This window comes from Calidifontibacter terrae (assembly GCF_054778835.1).
Window position 1 is genome coordinate 181144 of the sequence record NZ_BAAGZF010000007.1, and the last position, 17839, is coordinate 198982.

14 protein-coding genes are annotated in these 17839 nt (G+C 67.2%); 10 read left to right on the forward strand and 4 right to left on the reverse strand.

Features of this window, described 5'->3' with window-relative positions:
• Positions 1–54: 54 nt before the first annotated feature.
• Positions 55–645: a serine aminopeptidase domain-containing protein gene (locus tag ACYU98_RS12365; protein WP_460468523.1), complete on the forward strand. Its 591-nt coding sequence runs from the start codon at positions 55–57 to the stop codon at positions 643–645.
• Positions 646–651: 6 nt separating this feature from the next.
• Here the strand turns inward: ACYU98_RS12365 and ACYU98_RS12370 are convergent, their stop codons facing one another.
• Positions 652–1503 (reverse strand): MerR family transcriptional regulator, encoded by an 852-nt coding sequence (locus ACYU98_RS12370; protein WP_460468524.1) that lies wholly within the window; start codon positions 1501–1503, stop codon positions 652–654.
• A gap of 93 nt (positions 1504–1596) precedes the next feature.
• Between ACYU98_RS12370 and ACYU98_RS12375 the strand changes: the two genes are divergently transcribed.
• Genes ACYU98_RS12375 through ACYU98_RS12405 form a run of 7 tightly spaced genes read left to right on the forward strand, consistent with a single transcriptional unit; the run spans position 1597 to position 9705 of the window.
• Positions 1597–2025 (forward strand): SRPBCC family protein, encoded by a 429-nt coding sequence (locus tag ACYU98_RS12375; RefSeq protein WP_460468525.1) that lies wholly within the window; start codon positions 1597–1599, stop codon positions 2023–2025.
• Positions 2022–5270, forward strand: coding sequence for a DUF1365 family protein (locus ACYU98_RS12380; RefSeq protein ID WP_460468526.1), 3249 nt, complete (start codon positions 2022–2024; stop codon positions 5268–5270). The genes ACYU98_RS12375 and ACYU98_RS12380 overlap by 4 nt, the downstream gene beginning before the upstream one ends.
• Positions 5270–6202, forward strand: a complete 933-nt coding sequence (locus ACYU98_RS12385) for an SDR family NAD(P)-dependent oxidoreductase (RefSeq protein ID WP_460468527.1) — start codon at positions 5270–5272, stop codon at positions 6200–6202. The genes ACYU98_RS12380 and ACYU98_RS12385 overlap by 1 nt, the downstream gene beginning before the upstream one ends.
• Before the next feature lie 48 nt (positions 6203–6250).
• Positions 6251–7378, forward strand: a complete 1128-nt coding sequence (locus ACYU98_RS12390; protein ID WP_460468528.1) for an ABC transporter ATP-binding protein — start codon at positions 6251–6253, stop codon at positions 7376–7378.
• Positions 7379–7388: 10 nt separating this feature from the next.
• Entirely contained in the window at positions 7389–8030 is a 642-nt protein-coding gene (locus tag ACYU98_RS12395; protein ID WP_460468529.1) for an ABC transporter permease, read from the forward strand.
• Positions 8027–8770 carry an ABC transporter permease gene (locus ACYU98_RS12400; protein WP_460468530.1) on the forward strand — a complete coding sequence of 248 codons (744 nt, stop codon included), beginning with the start codon at positions 8027–8029 and terminating at the stop codon, positions 8768–8770. Before ACYU98_RS12395 ends, ACYU98_RS12400 begins: the two co-directional genes overlap by 4 nt.
• The gene (locus tag ACYU98_RS12405; RefSeq protein WP_460468531.1) at positions 8767–9705 is read left to right on the forward strand and encodes an ABC transporter substrate-binding protein; all 939 of its coding nucleotides are present in this window, start codon (positions 8767–8769) and stop codon (positions 9703–9705) included. The genes ACYU98_RS12400 and ACYU98_RS12405 overlap by 4 nt, the downstream gene beginning before the upstream one ends.
• 71 nt (positions 9706–9776) lie before the next feature.
• Here ACYU98_RS12405 and ACYU98_RS12410 read toward each other — a convergent pair whose 3' ends face one another.
• Positions 9777–11534, reverse strand: a complete 1758-nt coding sequence (locus ACYU98_RS12410; RefSeq protein WP_460468532.1) for a hypothetical protein — start codon at positions 11532–11534, stop codon at positions 9777–9779.
• A gap of 87 nt (positions 11535–11621) precedes the next feature.
• Between ACYU98_RS12410 and ACYU98_RS12415 the strand changes: the two genes are divergently transcribed.
• Together ACYU98_RS12415 and ACYU98_RS12420 are read left to right on the forward strand one after the other, a co-directional pair.
• Positions 11622–13352, forward strand: a complete 1731-nt coding sequence (locus tag ACYU98_RS12415) for an ABC transporter ATP-binding protein (RefSeq protein ID WP_460468533.1) — start codon at positions 11622–11624, stop codon at positions 13350–13352.
• A 106-nt stretch (positions 13353–13458) separates the two neighbouring features.
• On the forward strand, positions 13459–15342 hold the full coding sequence (locus ACYU98_RS12420; protein WP_460468534.1) for an ABC transporter ATP-binding protein: 1884 nt from the start codon (positions 13459–13461) through the stop codon (positions 15340–15342).
• Positions 15343–16057: 715 nt separating this feature from the next.
• Here the strand turns inward: ACYU98_RS12420 and ACYU98_RS12425 are convergent.
• A complete protein-coding gene (locus ACYU98_RS12425) occupies positions 16058–17497 on the reverse strand; it encodes a PGAP1-like alpha/beta domain-containing protein (RefSeq protein ID WP_460468535.1) in 1440 nt (479 codons plus the stop codon).
• Positions 17494–17793: a hypothetical protein gene (locus tag ACYU98_RS12430; RefSeq protein ID WP_460468536.1), complete on the reverse strand. Its 300-nt coding sequence runs from the start codon at positions 17791–17793 to the stop codon at positions 17494–17496. Before ACYU98_RS12430 ends, ACYU98_RS12425 begins: the two co-directional genes overlap by 4 nt.
• Positions 17794–17839: the final 46 nt, after the last annotated feature.

Below are 17839 nucleotides of genomic sequence, written 5' to 3' on the forward strand. Positions count from 1 at the left end.
GCACCGGAATCGGTCGAGGTCGGTCCCGGAAGCGGCGACGCTCGCCCTCGATTGGTGCTCCCCGAACTTCCAGCACCGCGCGCCGTGGCGCTGATGCTGCACGGCGGCCAGGTCGAAGGTCTGGAAGCGACGAGCAATGTCGACGTGGCGGCTGCCGCCGTACGGCTGTGGACCGGCCGGTTGCGGGCGCTCGCCCCGGACATCGCCTTCGTACGGGTGCTGAATTCGGTGAGCGGTTGGAACGACCCGATCAAGTCGCCGGTGGCGGACGCCGAATGGGCGCTGATGCGGGTGAAACAGCTCTATCCGGGCCTGCCGATCGCACTTGTCGGCCACTCGATGGGTGGCCGTGTGGCCTTCGAGCTGGTTGACCGGCCCGACGTGCAGGCTCTCGTCGGTCTCGCGCCGTGGCTCTCCGACGGCTATATCGAACAGCGCTTCCTGGACACCCCGACCCTGCTGGTCCACGGCCGGCAGGACACGGTGACCAGCCCCGATGCCTCGCGTGACCTGGTCAACCGGATCGTCGACGCCGGCGGTGAAGCCCACTTCGAATCGGTGCCCGGCTGGCATTCGCTGCTCGTACGCTCGGGGCAGTGGCAGCGGGATGTTGCCGCATTCCTGCAACGCAGGTTGCTGGGCTGACCGTTCTCAGCGGTTGCGCTGCAGCTGATCGACGGTGTCGCGCAACGAAGGCGGCAGCAACTGGGCACCCATCGCCGCTGCAACCGCCGGTCCGGTTCCGCGACCGCCGATGGCGGTCGGCCAGCGATCGGTGATGCGCGCCAGCTCACTCCGACCACCCAACGCCGTACGCCGGGTGGTCGACAGCACCACCAGATCCGGCTCGACTTGCCGACAGCTCGCCGCGAGCGCGTCGATCGGAGTGTTCGCGCCGAGGTAGCGCACTGTCCACCCGCTCCGGGACAGCAGGACGCCTAGGCAGAGCAACGGGATGTCGTGTAGTTCGCCGGGTGGGCAAGCCAACACGGCTACGGGGTCGGCCGGATCGATGGTGTCCTGGGCGAATCCGCCGACGTGGCGCCGCAGCAGGTGGCTGGCGAAATGTTCCTGAGCAACCGTGATCCGCCCGCACTCCCAGTCCGATCCCAGTTCGTGCAGGAACGGTAGATAGACGTCGTGGATGGCGTCGGCGACCCCGACGCGTCGCACCGCTGCGGCCAGCGCAGCGGTGAACCGGGCGGTATCCAGATCGATGGCCGCCACCATCAACTCCTTGACCAGGGCTTGCCGGTCCGGTGATCGCGTGGGCAGCCCGCCGGTGGCATGCGCGATGGCCTCGAGCATCGGCAGACCCTCCTGGCGCAACTGCGCGACCCGGCGCGCGACGACCACGTCGTGGTCGGCGTACATCCGATAACCCCCGGGGCTACGAACAGGAGAGAAGAGACCGAATCTGCGCTCCCACACCCGCAGCAGGTCGGTGGACACGCCGCTGAGCGCGGCAAGCCGGCCGATCCGCATCAGTTCTTCGTCGCCCACACACAGCAGGCTAGGGCGACGACAAACCTTGGACAAACATTTTGTCCAAGGTTAGAACGATGGTGAAAGTGGAGACCCGATCAAGGAGACCCGATGCCATCCGTACGCCGCACCGTCCGCACGACCGCCGCCACCGCCGCGGTTTATGCCTACCTCGCCGACTTCACGAACGCGAGCCAGTGGGACGCGGGCACCGTGAGCTGCGATCTGACCAGCGGCGACGGTGGTCCCGGCACCGTCTACCGCAACGTCAGCCGGTTCCTCGGGCGGACCGTCACCCTGGATTACACCGTGCAGCGCGCCGAGCCACCGGTCTTCGAGATCGTCGGGCGAACTGGCGGCACTACCAGCCACGACACGATCACGGTGAGCGCGGACGGGGATTCGACACTGGTCGATTACCTTGCCGACTTCACCTTCACCGGCCCAGCGCGTCTGCTCGGTTTTGCGCTCCGACCGGCATTGAACCGGCTGGCGGACCGCACCGAGCAGACCCTGCGCACCGCTTTGGACCAGCTGTGACTCGGCCGCGTTACGCCGTGGTTGGCAGCGGCGTCTCTGGCCTGGTCGCCGCGCATGTTCTGTCCCGTCAGGGCGACGTCACGTTGTACGAAGCTGCCGATCGCCTCGGCGGCCACGCTGATACCCACGACGTGACGATCGGTGGGCGGGTGGTGGCGGTGGACACCGGCTTCATCGTCCACAATGACCGCACCTATCCCACGCTGATCCGCTTGTTCACCGAGCTGGGCATCCGCACCCAGCAGACCGACATGAGCATGTCCGTACGCAGCGATTCCGATGGCATTGAGTACGCCGGTGGGCGCGGCCTCAGCGGTCTGCTTCCGAGCGCTCGGATCGTCGGCCGGCCGCGCTACCTACGGATGCTCGTCGAGGTGACCCGCTTCCATCGGCTTGCGCGCGAATTGCTCAGCGGCAGTGCGGATCTCGACCTGGCGGACTTCCTGGACCAGCACCACTTCGGGCCCGATTTCCGGCGACTCTTCATCACCCCTCTGGTGTCGGCGGTGTGGTCCTGCGACCCGGCCGACGCCGGCCGTTATCCCGCGCGCCACCTGTTCACCTTCCTGGATCACCACGGGATGCTCGGGGTTCTCGGTTCGCCCGCCTGGCGGACCGTGACGGGTGGCTCCCGGACCTACGTCGATGCGGTCGCGGCGAGGTTGTCGCAGGTTCGCCTCAGCTGCCCCGTCGAGTCCGTACGCGAGGTCGACGGCGGCGTGCTCGTCGTCGCGGACGGTCAAGAGACGTCGTACGACGCGGTGGTCGTCGCGGTGCACGCGCCGCAGGCGCTCGCCTTGCTGGATCGACCGACGCCGCAGCAGCGCGCCGTTCTGGGTGCGATCACCTACTCCGGCAACACAGCCACCTTGCACACAGACGACTCGTTGCTGCCACGCCACGACCGCGCTCGCGCATCGTGGAACTACCTGGTGCCGGACGACGAACGGCGCGGCGTGGTCGTGACCTATGACTTGCGCCGATTGCAGCGGCTGACCGCGGCGGGCGACACCCCGCTGCTGCTGACCCTCGGGGGCGAGGACCTGATCGACCCCTCGAAGGTGCTCGAGCAGATGGACTACGAGCACCCGCTGTTCACTCGGGAGTCGGTGGCCGCGCAACAGGAGGTTGAGCGCATCGGCAGCTCGCGGATCGCCTTCGCGGGCGCATGGCAGGGCTGGGGATTTCACGAGGACGGCGCTCTTTCGGGGGTCCGCGCTGCCGAACGGCTCGGCGCTTCTTGGAGGACCGCCGACGCGACCGCGCCACCTGCCACGATCAGGGGCGTCCTGCCCCGGATTTACCGCACCACCGTCACCCACGCCCGCCAGAAGCCGGTGGAGCACAGGTTCAGCCACACGTCTTCGACGTGGTTGGTCGATCTCGACCACCTCCCTGACCACGGCCCAATGGCCCGTTTTGAAGCGCGGGATCACATCGGCGACCCCGATCGGTCGCTGCGCGAGAACATCGACGCATTCCTGGCCGACCACGACATCGACCTGCACGGCGGGCGAATCGAAATGCTGAGCATGCCGCGGGTCGCGGGGTTCTGCTTCAACCCGATCAGCGTGCATTGGTGTTACGACGTTCGGGACACGCTGGCCGCGGTTGTCGTCGAAGTGCACAACACCTACGGCGATCGCCACGCCTATCTGGTGAACCCCGACAGTGCCGGCGTCGACCGGATCGACAAGGAGCTTTACGTGTCCCCGTTCAACGATGTGTCAGGGCGTTACCGGGTGCAGGTCCCGCCGCCGGGGGACGAGTTGCGGGTGTCGGTGACCCTCGAACGCGAGGGCGAAGCGCCGTTCGTGGCGTCGGTGGTTGGCAAGGCGGTGGAGGCGACGTCTCGGGAGGTCGCCCGCCATGCCTGGCGCCGGCCAGTGGAACCGTTGGTCACCGCGCTGCGAATCCGCCAGCAGGGAATCGCCTTGTGGCGCAGGGGTCTTGCTGTGCAGCCCCGGCCGCTCGCGGTCGGTGGATCCGCAGCTGTTGAACAAACCGAACCCGTCGACTTGGAACGCTGGCCGGACCTACGGCGCCCACCCAGCGGCCCTCGTACGGCGGTCTCGGCTGCGGTTGCGCGCTCGCTGTTGCGGCGCGCCTGCGAGCGGTACGGCGTCGACCTTGACGGATCCGACGGGTCCGACGGTGCCGCCCGCACTCCTGGCACCGCGACGATGCGGCTGATCCGACCCGACGACTTCTACGCGCGGGTCGGGCGACATGGACTGATTGGCTTCGGTGAGGCCTGGATGGCCGGCGACTGGGACGCCGCCGACCCGGCCGAGGTGTTGACCCGACTGGCCGGTGGGATTGCCTCCTTGGTGCCGCAACCGTTGCAACGGTTGCGCTCGGCGTACGTCGCCCGGCAGCCGCGCCGCGAGCGCAACACCATGACCGGCAGCCGCTCCAACATCTCCCGCCACTACGACCTGTCCAACGACTTGTTCGCCCAGTTCCTCGACCCGACGATGAGCTACTCCAGCGCGCTGTTCAACGAGCCGTCTGATGGCCGCCGCTGGGCCGACCTTGAACCCGCGCAGGTCGCTAAGTCGGAGCGACTGCTTGACCGACTCGGAGTGGGGGAAGGCACCCGGCTGCTCGAAATCGGTTCCGGTTGGGGCGGATTGGCCGTCCTCGCCGCCCGACGCGGCGCGCAGGTTCACTCGATCACGCTCTCCCGGGAACAGCAGGACTTGGCGAATCAGCGGCTGGCGGAGGCAGGGGTCGCCGATCGCGCGCAGGTCGATCTGCGGGATTACCGGGAGGTCGACGGGACCTATGACGCCGTCGTGTCGGTGGAGATGATCGAGGCGGTCGGGCTGGAGAACCTGCCGCGCTATTTCGGGGTCATCGATCGGGTGCTGGCTCCCGGCGGCCGGTTGGCGATCCAAGCGATCACCATGCCGGACGCGCGCGTGGAAGCGACCCGGTCGACGTACACCTGGGTGCAGAAATACATCTTCCCCGGTGGCCAGATCCCCTCAGTGGAAGCCATCGAGCGCTCGGTCGCGGACACCGACCTGACCTTGGCGGAGGACTTCGCCATGGGTGCCCATTACGCGCAGACGCTGCGGTTGTGGGAGGAGCGATTCGTCGCCGCCGGGGATCAGGTTGCCGGGCTCGGGTTCGACGAGACGTTCCGGCGAATGTGGCGTTTCTACCTCGCCTACAGCCGCGCCGGTTTCGCCTCGGGCTATCTGGACGTGCAGCAACTGGTCTTCCGAAAGGCGGCTTGATGGTGATCCTGGACCGGCTGTTGGACGCCACTCTCGCCGGCTACACCGCGCCGGGGCTCGCGCTGCGCCGTCGGTCGCCCGACTGGCCGGCCGACCCGCCCGGTGGCGCGCTGACCGGTCGGCGGGTCGTGGTCACCGGTGCATCGTCGGGCATCGGGGAACAAGTCGCCCGGCAGTCGGCTTCGTTGGGCGCAGACGTCGACCTGGTCGTCCGCAACCTGGCGAAGGGGTGGCCCATCGCCGACCGTATCGACGCCGAGTGTGGCCGGTCGGCCACCAGACTGTGGCGAGCCGACATGGCCGACCCGGCGCAGGCAAGGTCCTGCGGTCAGGCGCTGGCGGCGTACGGGCCGGTGCACGCAATCGTGCACAACGCGGGGGTGCTGCCGGACCGCCCGACGTCCTCACCTGACGGACACGAGCTGAGCATGGCCGTCCACGTGCTCGGACCTGTTCGCCTGACCGACGAGATGGCGCCGGCCCTCAGCGCGGATGCCCGCGTCGTGTTCGTCAGCTCCGGCGGAATGTTCACCCAGGCGCTTCCGGCCGAAGATCCGGACTCCGAGCGGGCCACCTTCTCCGGCTCGACGGCCTATGCCCGCAGTAAGCGGACGCAGGTCGACCTCCTGCCCAAGTTTCAACAGCGGTGGCCGGCGGCAGCGGTCTACGCGATGCACCCCGGATGGGTCGACACCCCAGGCTTGGCGACGTCGCTGCCGGGGTTCCGCCGGCTGACGCGGCGGGTGCTGCGGGACGCGGCGCAGGGCGCCGACACGATCGACTGGTTGATCGCCACCGAGCCCCGCCCACCCGGCGCGACCCTGTGGCACGATCGCCGAACTCGCGCCCCGCATCGCCTGGCGCGGACCCGTTCGACACCGCAACAAGTGCAGGCCATGTGGGAGTGGGTGTGCGATGCCGTCGCACATTGATCCTTACGTATCTAGGAGGTTGTCGGTGGCACCGTCTACGGTCGAATCATGATCCGCTTCGAGCAGGTGGTGAAGGCGTACGGCGACACGATCGCCGTCGATCACCTCGACCTAGAAGTCCCTACCGGCAAGATCACCTGCCTGGTCGGCCCGTCCGGATGTGGCAAGACCACATCGTTGCGGATGGTTAACCGGATGATCGATCCCACCGGTGGTCGCATCACCATTGACGGCGACGATGTCTCCAAGGTGCCGGCCGCAACGCTGCGTCGTGGCATCGGCTACGTGATTCAACACGGCGGGCTGTTCCCCCACCGAACGGTGCTGGAGAACATCGGAACCGTCCCCGGCCTCCTGGGCTGGGATAAAAAGAAGACCGCCGAGCGCAGTCGCGAGGTTCTCGAGTTGGTCGGGCTGCAAGCTGACTACGCCGACCGCTACCCCTCGCAGCTGTCCGGTGGTCAGCAGCAGCGCGTCGGTGTTGCCCGCGCGCTCGCGGCTGACCCGCCGGTCATGCTGATGGATGAGCCGTTCAGCGCCGTCGACCCCCTGGTCCGCGATCAGTTGCAAGACGAGTTCCTGCGGCTGCAGGGCAACCTGGGCAAGACGATCGTTTTCGTCACCCACGACATCGACGAAGCGATGAAGCTTGGCGATCAGGTGGCTGTGCTGCGGGTCGGCGGAAAGTTGGCCCAGGTCGCCACCCCGGAGTATCTGCTGGCCCACCCGATTGACGACTTCGTCGCCGGATTCGTCGGCCGCGACCGCGGCTATCGCTCGCTGGCCTTCCAGCAGTCGCCGAAGTTCGCGCTCGCGCACGAGCCGGTCGTGCGGCTCGGCGCCACAGCGAGCGAGGCCCGCGTGGCTACCAAGGACCGCTGGGTGCTCGTCGTCGACGAGCAGCAGAAGCCGTTGGGTTGGGTCGAACCGGAGCGGATCGACGCTCCGATCGTGCCGAACATGTTGCATCGGGGCGGAACCGTCGCCCGCCGGGGTGGGCCGTTGCGCGCCAGCTTGGATGCGGCGCTCTCCTCGCCCGCGCGCCGCGGGGTGATCGTCGACGACGATGGCCGACTGCTCGGAACCGTTCGAGCTCATGAGGTCCTGACCGCCATCGAAGACCAGGAACGCGTCGAGGTCGATCCCGACGATGTCGCGCCGGTAGCCGAACACTGATGGGCCGGGCATGAACTACGTCGTGGACCACTGGTCCGAGATTCTGCAACGGGCGTGGCAACACACCTTGTTGGCCGGGATCCCGCTGGTGCTCGGTTTGCTGATCGCGATCCCGTTGGGGTGGCTGGCCCATAGCCGAACTCGCTGGCGCCCGGCGATGGTGGCGGGGTCGGGGTTGCTTTACACCATCCCGTCGCTGGCTCTGTTCATCGTGATGCCGATCATTCTCGGCACCCGCATCTTGTCGCCGTTGAATGTGATCGCCGCGATGACGGTCTACACCGTGGCGCTCCTGGTTCGAACGGTCACCGACGCGCTCGATGCGGTGCCGACCTCGGTCACCCAAGCCGCCACGGCGATGGGTATGCCGGCGCTTCCGCGCTTGCTCAAGGTGCAGCTGCCGCTGGGAATCCCGGTCATCGCTGGTGGGCTGCGGGTCGCCGCGGTCAGCAATGTGAGCATCGTGAGTGTCGCCTCGCTGATCGGGGTGTCTCAACTGGGCTACTACCTGACCGACGGCTTCCAGCGTGACTACGTCACTGAGATCGTCGTGGGCATCGTCGCCTGTTTGATTCTCGCCATTCTGTTCGACCTGGTGATCCAGCTGGCGGCTCGATTGCTGACTCCCTGGCGAAAGGCGTTGACGGCATGATTTTGACCAACGTCTGGAACTGGTTGACGACCGGAGCGCACTGGACCGGCGATGCCGGGATTCTGCACCGCCTCGAACAACATCTGATCTATAGCGCGATCACCGTCGTCATCGCGGCGCTGATCGCGATCCCGCTCGGAACCTGGATCGCTCACACCGGCAAGGCCGCGTGGCTGATCGCGGTGGCAAATGCGGCTCGCGCGATTCCGTCGCTGGGCCTGCTGTTCGTGGCCGCGCTCTGGGCGGCGCCCCGGCTGAGTGGCGATCTGGCGTTCACCGCCCCGTCGATCTTCGTCCTCGTGATTCTCGCGATTCCGCCGATTCTCGCCGGTGCCCATGCGGGCGTCAGTGAGGTCGAACCGGCCACCCGCGACGCCGCGTACGGCATTGGAATGACCGGTCGTGAGGTGTTCAACCAGGTTGAACTGCCCTGCGCGCTGCCGCTGATCTTCTCCGGTCTGCGCAGCGCCACCCTGCAGGTCATCGCGACCGCCACCATCGCCGCATCGGTCGGGCTGGGCGGCTTCGGTCGCTACCTCATCGACGGCCTCGCCCAGAGCCAATACGAAGTGATGGTCGGCGGCTCGCTGCTCGTCGCCGTGCTGGCGCTGCTGATCGACCTGATCTTCGCCGCTGTCCAGCGGTCCACCGTCTCACCGGGCCTGACCGGCCGGCGGAACCGGCGTCGCCTGCGCCGTGCCCGAACCCACACCCCCGAACTCACCGGGAGCACCCCATGACCACCCGACGCTCGCTGCTCGTCGCCGCGCTCGCCATCACCCTCTCCGGAAGCGTCGCCGGCTGCGGCCTCAACGGCGACCCACTCAACAGTGGTGGCTCCGGTGGTGGGAAGTGCTCCACCGCGAAGCCCAAGAGCGGGTCGATCACCATCGGTTCGGCGAACTTCCCGGAGTCTGGCCTGATCGCCGAGCTCTACGCCGGCGCCTTGCGCGCGCAGGGGATCAAGGTCTCCACCACCGACCCGATCGGTGCGCGCGAGGCTTACCTGAAAGCGCTCGACGACGGTTCGGTGCAGATCGTCCCTGAATACACCGGGTCGTTGCTTAGCTTCCTCGACAAGACAGCCACCGAAAAGGTGCCCGACGAGGTTTATGCCGCGTTGGTCACCACAGTTCCCTGCTCGCAGTTGGCGTTGCAGCCGTCGCAGGCGCAGGACTCCAACTCGCTGGTCGTCACCCAGGACACTGCCCGGAAGTGGAATCTGAAGACGATTTCCGACCTGGCGAAACACAGCAAGGACGTCACCATCGCGGCGCCCTCTGAGTTCCAGGGGCGTGAGCAGGGTCTGCCCGGGCTGAAGACCACCTACAACCTGGTGCCGAAGAGTTTCCGGGCGCTGGGTGCGACCACCGCGATTGCCTCGGCGTTGAAGAACAACCAGGCCCAGGCGGCCAACATCTTCTCGACCGACCCGGCCATCAAGTCAAACAACTTCGTCGTCTTGCAGGACAACAAGCACGTCTTCGGCTCTGACCAGGTGGTGCCGTTGATCGCGCGCTCCGCGGCCACCCCGAAGGTGCAGGTCACCCTGAACAAGCTGTCGGCCAAGTTGACCACCGATGACCTCGCTCAGATGGTCAAGGAGGTTGTGATCGACAAGAAGGACGCGAAGGCGGTTGCAAACACCTTCCTGAAGGCCCACGGGCTTGCCTGATTTCGGGCCGAGGCTCGGGGCTTGAGGCCTTGGTGTCGGTCGGTTGATCTCGCGGGTCGGAGGCTCGCTGCTCAGGGAACCGCGATTGCGACCTGTTCCTCACCAGTGACCCCGGCGAACTCGACGGTGAACGAGTGACTCCAGGAAATCCCGGCCGGGATCGTCGCGTTGTTGAACCATGGGCCGCCGCTCACCCGCTCGCGCAATACGACCCGTATTGCGTCGGTGGGGGCATGGCGGACCCGACGGAAGTCGTCCTCCTGCTGCCGCGGCCAGCTTGTGTCAAAGAACACCGGATGACCTGCCGAGCGCAGGGCCGTTGCCACCGCGGGACCGACGCTGAACTGCGACAACGGACCCTCACTCTGGATGATGACCGCGCGGCCCGGGGCCAGTCGATCGACCGATGCCACGACCGGGTCGGCGACGGTATGGGACTGCTTCCAGTCTTGTGCGCTGCCACCGACAGTCTGCAGGCTGCTCGGGCCGGGCAACGTGATGACCAGCAGCAACGCGGCGATCACCGCGAGCCCGCCGGCTACGCCCGGGTGGGCTGCCCTGTCGGCGAGTTGCGGCCATTTCCGCGCAGCTTCGTGAGCCAGGCTCCAGATGACGGCGGCGGTAGCAACCAGGGGTGCCGCGACCAGCAGGGCGATATAGGCGAGGCGGTGTTCTCCCACCTCGCGTGACGCGGTCCACCAGACCGGCAGGCAGCAGACCAGAGCGATGAGGGCCAGAGAAGGCCGGCGCATGCTGCGCCGCCGCGGCCGTCGGACGATCCCGCGAGCACCCCACGCCGTGACGACGACCCCCGCGATCGTGAGGGCTCCGATCAGCGAAGGGAGGAGTCCAGCCTGCGGCGGTTTCATGGCCGATTCCGGATCCAGCAGTGCCGCCAACGTTCCGGCGGTTGATGGGAGGATGGTCGTCGGCAGGAACATCCGCAGCAGGTAACCAAAGGCGTGACCGAACCCGACGGTGGGCGCGCTGGTCGGGGAGCCGAGCAGCGCGATCAGCTCGCTCAGGTTGTTCGGGCGAGTCAGGAACAGGTCGAGCAGCGGCGGCAGCCACAACGCCACGGTGATCGCAGTGGCGATGGTGCCCGGGCGCCGCCAACGGGGGCGATCGGCGTACGCGGGTCGGGCGCCCGACATCGGCCACCACACGTCGTGGACTCGGCGCCAGCGCACGATGCCGACGACGGCGAGGAAGCCGGTCAGGACCCCGACAACGGAAAGGAACCCGAGGTGGGTCTGCGCGGTGAATGACGCGCAGGCGGCGTACCAAGGGAGTGCGTCGACATCGTCGCGCAGCAGTTGCCACCCAGTCATCAGCGTGGCCAGTAGTCCGAGGACTGGCGGCCACGTGTTGAACGGCAACACCAGAACTCGCCCGAAGACCGATTCCAGAGCGACCGCGACCGCGGCCGCACACCACAGGCCCGGCCACCCGCCGGCACGATAGCCAGCGCCTAGGGCAATCACGACGAAGGCTGCTGCGATCACGGCGCCGCCGACGATGAGGCCGATCGGCGCGAATCCGGTCAGGGCGTACGGCACCGACAGCAGGTAGAACTGGGCCGGCCCGGGGTGGTGCGCCCAGACTCCGGGATTGGACGCGTCGCTGGTGGTGCGCATGCCCAGCAGCGGCGGGTGCGCGGAGAACACGTCGTGGCTGCGCAACGCGATCAGTGCTTCGTCGCCTTGCGGGAACCAACCGGCGGCGATTGCCGAGCCGGCGAACCAGAGCAGCGGTAGAACGACAGCAGCCGTGACGGCGATGCGGCGCACATCGTGCGCAGCCCAGTGGCGCTTGCTGCGCACGTTCATGCCTCCCAGCGTTAGACAACGAGCAGAAGGTATCGCGGGCGGAGAACTCGGTTGGGTCGATCGCCGTGGAGTGCGACGATAGGAAACGTGCTTCTTCGCCAAGTCCGAGCCCACCTCACGCGTTATCCCGGGTTGGTCGCGGCGCTGGTCCTGTGGCAACTGGTCAGCGTGATCGCGTCGCTCTACCTGCCGACTCTCAACGCCCACATCATTGACCAAGGTGTCAGCCAGGGCGACACGGGCTACATCTGGCGCACCGGCGGCTGGATGCTCGGGGTGTCCTTCGTCCAGGTGATTGGTTCGATCGCCTCGGCCTACGTGGGTGCGCGCCTGTCGATGTTCTTCGGCCGGGACACACGCGCGAGGCTGTTCGGCCGGGTTGGCGCGTTCTCGGCGCGGGAGGTGAACCATTTTGGCGCACCCACCCTCATCACCCGCTCGACCAACGACGTGCAACAGGTGCAGATGGTGGTCCTCATGGGCGCCACCTTGATGGTGATGGCACCGCTGATGATGGTCGGCGGGATCATCATGGCGCTGCGGGAGTCGGTGTCGCTGTCCTGGTTGATCGTGGTGGCGGTGATCCTGCTCGGCATCGTGGTGGGGCTTCTGGTGCGCAACCTGGTTCCGGGATTCCGGCAGGTTCAGCGCCGACTCGACACGGTGAACCGCATTCTGCGCGAACATCTTTCCGGCGTACGGGTGATTCGCGCCTTCGGCCGCGAACCCTACGAGCAGCAGCGTTTCGAGGCGGCCAGTGGCGAGCTCGGGGACTCGCTGGTGCGGACCGGTCGACTGATGATGGCCCTGTTCCCCTCCGTCTTCCTGGTGATGAACCTCTCGACCACAGCGGTGTGGTGGTTCGGCGGCCACGAGGTCGACAACGGCGGTCTGGCGATCGGGTCACTGACCGCATACATGACCTACCTCATGCAGATCCTGATGTCGGTGATGATGGCGACCTTCATGTTCATGATGATTCCGCGCGCGGCGGTCGCCGCGGAGCGCATCGGCGAAGTGCTCGACGAGGAGCTTTCCGTGGTGCCCCCGGCGAAACCGGTGACCCCGGCCCAGCCACGCGGCGTGGTCGAGTTCCAGGACGCGGGAGTCACCTACCCGGGCGCCGCTCAGCCGGTGTTGTCCGGCGTGACGTTGCGGGCCGAGCCGGGGCAGACCGTCGCGATTGTCGGGGCCACCGGATCGGGCAAGACGACGCTGGTTTCGCTGGTGGCGCGGCTGTTCGACGCGACCGCGGGTGCTGTGTTGATCGACGGTGTCGACGTTCGTGAGCTTGAGCCGGACCTGCTGTGGGGACACATCGGGATCGTTCCGCAGAAGAGCTATCTGTTCACCGGGACGGTCGCGAGCAACCTGCGTTATGGCGATCCGGAGGCGACCGACGAGCAGCTCTGGGAGGCGCTGCGCATCGCGCAGGCCGAGGGGTTCGTACGCGATCTGGAAGGTGGCCTCGAGGCGCCGGTCCAGCAGGGCGGCAGCAACTTCAGTGGTGGTCAGCGACAGCGCCTGGCGATTGCGCGTGCGCTGGTCAGCGATGCGCGCGTCTACCTCTTCGATGACAGCTTCTCGGCTCTCGACCTGCGCACCGAACGCGCATTGCGTACGGCGTTGGAGCCGAAGGTGCGTGAATCGACGGTCTTCGTGGTGGCGCAGCGGATCTCGACGGTGCAGTCGGCCGATCAGATCGTGGTGCTGGAGGACGGGCGAGTGGTCGGGCTCGGCCGACACGACGACCTCCTGAAAACCTGTCCGGAGTACGCCGAAATCGTCGCCTCGCAGCGGATGGAGCGCGCATCGTGAACGGCCCCACGACGTTGTCCACTCCTTCGTCCCTTCGACACTTCGCGGGAGCCACGGTATGAGCGGCCAGCCACGCGGACCCATGCGTCGGACGGGCGGTCCGGGCATGGGCATCGGTCCCGCCGAAAAGACGATGGACTTCCGCGCGTCGGGCAAGCGGTTGCTCGGGCTGCTGCGGCCGTTCCGCAGCGAGCTGGTTCTGGTGTTGGCCCTGACCATCGTCTCGGTGGTGCTGTCAGTTATCGCACCGCGAGTGCTCGGCCGGGCGGTCGACTACGTCTACGCCGGGGCCGTGGGTCGGAAGCTGCCAGCCGGCGCCACCAAGGACCAGGTCGTTGAGGCGGCTCGTTCCCGTGGCGAGAGCACCGTCGCCAACATGCTCGCGAAGATGGACCACCTGATCCCTGGTCACGGTGTCGATTTCGGGGCAGTCGGTCGGATCCTGCTGATCGTGCTGGGGCTTTACGCCGTTGCGTCCCTGGCCCAACTCGTCCAAGGCTTCCTGCTCGCGCGGATCGTGCAGCGCACGGTTCAGAAGTTGCGCGACCGAGTCGAGGCAAAGATCAACCGGCTGCCGTTGAGCTACCTCGACGGTCAGCCGCGCGGTGAGCTGCTGTCGCGGGTCACCAACGACGTCGACAACGTCGGTCAGTCGATGCAACAGACGATTTCGCAGTTGCTGGTCAACGGGCTGACCGTCATTGGTGTCGTGGTGATGATGCTCTCGATCTCGTGGTGGCTGACCGTCGTGGCAGTCGTCGCGGTGCCGATCGTGATGGTTGTGACCGGTCGGGTGATGAAGAAGTCGCAGGGCTTGTTCGTGCAGCAGTGGACCCACACCGGCGCGCTGAACGCCCAGATCGAAGAGACCTACAGCGCGCACGAGCTGGTGAAGGTCTTCGGACGCGGTCCGCAGACCCAGCAGCGGTTCGCCGAAACCAACGATGAACTGACCAGGGTCAGCTGGCGCGCGCAGTTCATCAGCGGTCTGGTGATGCCGATCATGATGTTCGTCGGCAACCTGCAGTACGTCATCGTCTGCGTGCTCGGCGGCCTGCAGGTCGCCTCCGGATCGATGTCGCTGGGCCAAGTGACCGCGTTCATTCAGTACTCCCGACAGTTCACCCAGCCGATCACCCAGCTCGCGTCGATGGTGAACCTGTTGCAGTCCGGCGTGGCCAGCGCGGAGCGCGTCTTCGCGGTGCTCGACGCGGTGGAGGAGCCGGCCGAGGCGGCGGGCGCGTTGCCCCCGACCCGCGGTCGCGTCACCTTCGAGGACGTCTCCTTCGGGTATGGCGAGGAGCCGCTCATCCGCGAGCTGAACCTTGTCGTTGAGCCCGGACAGACGGTCGCGATCGTCGGTCCGACCGGTGCGGGCAAGACCACGTTGGTCAACCTGATCATGCGGTTCTACGACGTCGATTCCGGACGGATCACGTTGGACGGCACCGACGTACGCGATGTGCCCCGGCGTGAGTTGCGCACCCGGATCGGGATGGTGCTGCAGGACACCTGGCTGTTCCACGGCTCGATTCGCGACAACATCGGCTACGGCAATGAGGCGGCCGACGATGCGGCGATCCGGCAGGCAGCCGAGACGACCTTCGTCGACCGGTTCGTCCACTCGATGCCCGAGGGCTACGACACGATCATCGACGAGGACGGCACCAATGTGTCGGCCGGGGAGAGACAGTTGATGACGATCGCTCGGGCGTTCGTCGCGGATCCGGCGCTGCTGATCCTGGACGAGGCGACGTCGTCGGTCGACACCCGTACGGAGGTCCTCGTACAGCAGGCGATGACCGCCTTGCGCTCCAACCGTACGAGCTTCGTGATCGCCCACCGGCTCTCGACCATTCGCGACGCCGACGTCATTTTGGTGATGGACCAGGGCCGGATCGTCGAGCAGGGACAACACGAGGATCTCGTCACGCGCGACGGGGTCTACCGGGATCTCTACGAAGCACAGTTCGAGGGTGCGCAGACCTGATAGGGCGGCACTTGGGTGCCGGATGACCTGGTGCAACAAGTGGGCTCGTGAAGAACTGTCGCAGTGGCGGCGATCAGCCCAGCGACAAGTCTTGGGTGGTGACGTAGACGTTTTCGGTGTAGCCATCAGCTACGCAGGTTGCTAGCCCCTAGGTAACTGAACACGTGATGGGCAGGTTCCGATCGAGCGTGCTGCTGTAGATGCCAAGCTGATAAGTCGTGTTGCCGGGATGGGTGTGATACCCCGCCCGCAACACCGATGCCACCCGTTCGGCGAAACCGCATGTCGTGCGATGGCCCTGCTGCGTGCGAAGCCCCGGGTCAGTGATCGGGATCCTCGAGCCGTAGTCGGCGGTCATGCAGGTCGCTTGCGCGTCAGCCGGGAAGGCGACGGTTGATCGAGCAACTGGCGGCGCAGCTGGAGTGATTCCGGGCGCGGTTGCAACGGCAGAGCTGGTCGGCGCGGGCGGAGCAACGGTCACGGTGGCGGTCGCAGGCGGCGTCCCAGGCGTCGATACGGACGACGAAGCTGGTTGGGTCACCGTGACCGTGGTGCTCGCGCTTCCCGAACTACCGCCGCAACCGGTCAGCAGGGCCGCGACACCGACCGAAGCGACCAGCGAGAGTCCTGAAGTTTTCCCCATGCCAGTGACCATAGATTTGGGGCGCGGCCACCGGTAGTCCCGTATTCAGCGGACAGAGTCCGCTCTGCTGGTTCATGACGTCGGCCGTTGCAGGTAGTAGTCGTAGGACATCTCCCGCCCACCGGCGAAGAACGGCCCCGAGTCGTAGAACCAGCGCACGTTGGGGTCGGTGGAAGCGGCCGAGGCCCACTCTCGAGCCGAGTCGGCGTAGCGGTCGGCGCCGTGAACCGCGATCGGGTCGGTCTTGTCGGCGGAGCGCGGGGCGGCCGGATCGCCGGTGATCCCGTAGCGATTAACCGAATCGGGCGCATCCCGCCGGTCCAAGCGGGGAACCAGATCGCTGCGGTGCGCCAGGTCGAGGGTCACCACCGATCCGGGCACCGTCATCCCCGAGACCGGCGAGCCGGCGGTGACGACGTGGGTGACCCTGAACTCGTGGCGGAACGCGGGATCTTGCGCCATCCGGGTCGCGACGATCCCGCCCTGGCTGTGACCGGCCAGGAGCACCGGTTCGCTGCCGGGGCGAACCCCCGCGCGCTGCATCGATTGCCGCAGTGCGGTCGCGATCGCCGGATAGAGGCTGGAGGGCAAGGCAGCGGTGCCGGCCAGGTTCGCGGTCAGGTCTGCCGGGTTGTGACCGGACAGCGGGCTCCACGACTGAGTGCCGGGGATCTCGACGATCCATCCGCTGCGACCATCGGGCGTTGTCACGCGGCGTACGCGAACCCGAGACTGTTGGCCGTCTGGGCTGGCGCCCGGCGACTCCAACCCCCCGATGTCGTCGATCACGTCGGCGACCTGCAGCGGGGCTGTCGCAGGTGGTCGATGGGCCGGCGCCGGTGTCACGGTGAGTGGCCGATCGTCGCGCAACAGCCGGGCGTTGCGGGCGGCCAGGACGACCAGCGCGGCCTGATGCTCCAAATCGGAAGGCCCACCGCAGGCAGCCATCCCGGCGCCAACCGTCAGCAGGAGATCGTCAACGGTCCCGGGCCATAAGGAGAGAGTCGAAGCCAGCACGATGGCATAGGCCCGACCGCCCTGGTCACGCAGCCGAGACGGCAGGAAGTAGTCGCGCACCACATCGGCCTCGCGGGGGAGAGGCACCGCGGCGAAGGTGCCGAGTTGCAACATCGCGCCCAACACGAAGAACGCACGCGCCGGCGCCGTCACCGTCTGCAGCGCCCGCAGCGAGGTTGCCTGCAGTTGGTCGGTGCTGGCATAGGTCGTCGCCGTCCAGCGCAACTTCGCTGCGAGCCCCTCCATCCCCATGGCCCCGCTCATTAACCCGTCAACCCCATAACCGAGCCGCAGTTCCGTCAGCCCGAGTTCGGCCGCCTGAAGCGGGGCGAAGGGGGCCGCGGTCGTCGGGAGGTCGCGCATCGCTCGTACGAAGGTCGTGCAGCAACCGCGCACGTCAAGCCCCAACCGATCCAGCGCCCCAGCGGTCGCTCGCAGATCGCTCAGCCGCGCATCGGTGGAATACGCACCGCCGCTGCGCTCCGGCCCGCTCACCACACCGACTTCACGATCTCATCGGCCACCTGCTGGAGCCCTTGACCGGTCGCGCTCTGGCGGTGGTCGACCGATCGGGCGTAGCGATAGAGGTCGGACTCGACGGTGTCGACCCGCGCCGCGAGGGAACGCAGCCGAGCTGCCTGCTCGCGCAGTCGGATTCGGTAGGCCTCCGCCCCGACGCTGCGCCACTGCACGCCCGCGCCCAACTCGGCTCGGCCGGCGATCGATCGCAGCGACACCGCCACCGCGGCGACCCGCCTGGCCACCGCCCCGATCTCCGCCGCATCACTCATACCGTGACGCTAAGCACCGCCGGCTCACCCCGTACGCCGGCAGAAG

Bases quoted from the DNA above. Each gene is read 5' to 3' on its own strand.
- ACYU98_RS12375 (WP_460468525.1), top strand. From the start codon at position 1,597: ATGCCATCCGTACGCCGCACCGTCCGCACGACCGCCGCCACCGCCGCG.
- ACYU98_RS12385 (WP_460468527.1), top strand. From the start codon at position 5,270: ATGGTGATCCTGGACCGGCTGTTGGACGCCACTCTCGCCGGCTACACC.
- ACYU98_RS12390 (WP_460468528.1), top strand. From the start codon at position 6,251: ATGATCCGCTTCGAGCAGGTGGTGAAGGCGTACGGCGACACGATCGCC.
- ACYU98_RS12395 (WP_460468529.1), top strand. From the start codon at position 7,389: ATGAACTACGTCGTGGACCACTGGTCCGAGATTCTGCAACGGGCGTGG.
- ACYU98_RS12400 (WP_460468530.1), top strand. From the start codon at position 8,027: ATGATTTTGACCAACGTCTGGAACTGGTTGACGACCGGAGCGCACTGG.
- ACYU98_RS12405 (WP_460468531.1), top strand. From the start codon at position 8,767: ATGACCACCCGACGCTCGCTGCTCGTCGCCGCGCTCGCCATCACCCTC.
- ACYU98_RS12410 (WP_460468532.1), bottom strand. From the start codon at position 11,534: ATGAACGTGCGCAGCAAGCGCCACTGGGCTGCGCACGATGTGCGCCGC.
- ACYU98_RS12420 (WP_460468534.1), top strand. From the start codon at position 13,459: ATGGGCATCGGTCCCGCCGAAAAGACGATGGACTTCCGCGCGTCGGGC.
- ACYU98_RS12430 (WP_460468536.1), bottom strand. From the start codon at position 17,793: ATGAGTGATGCGGCGGAGATCGGGGCGGTGGCCAGGCGGGTCGCCGCG.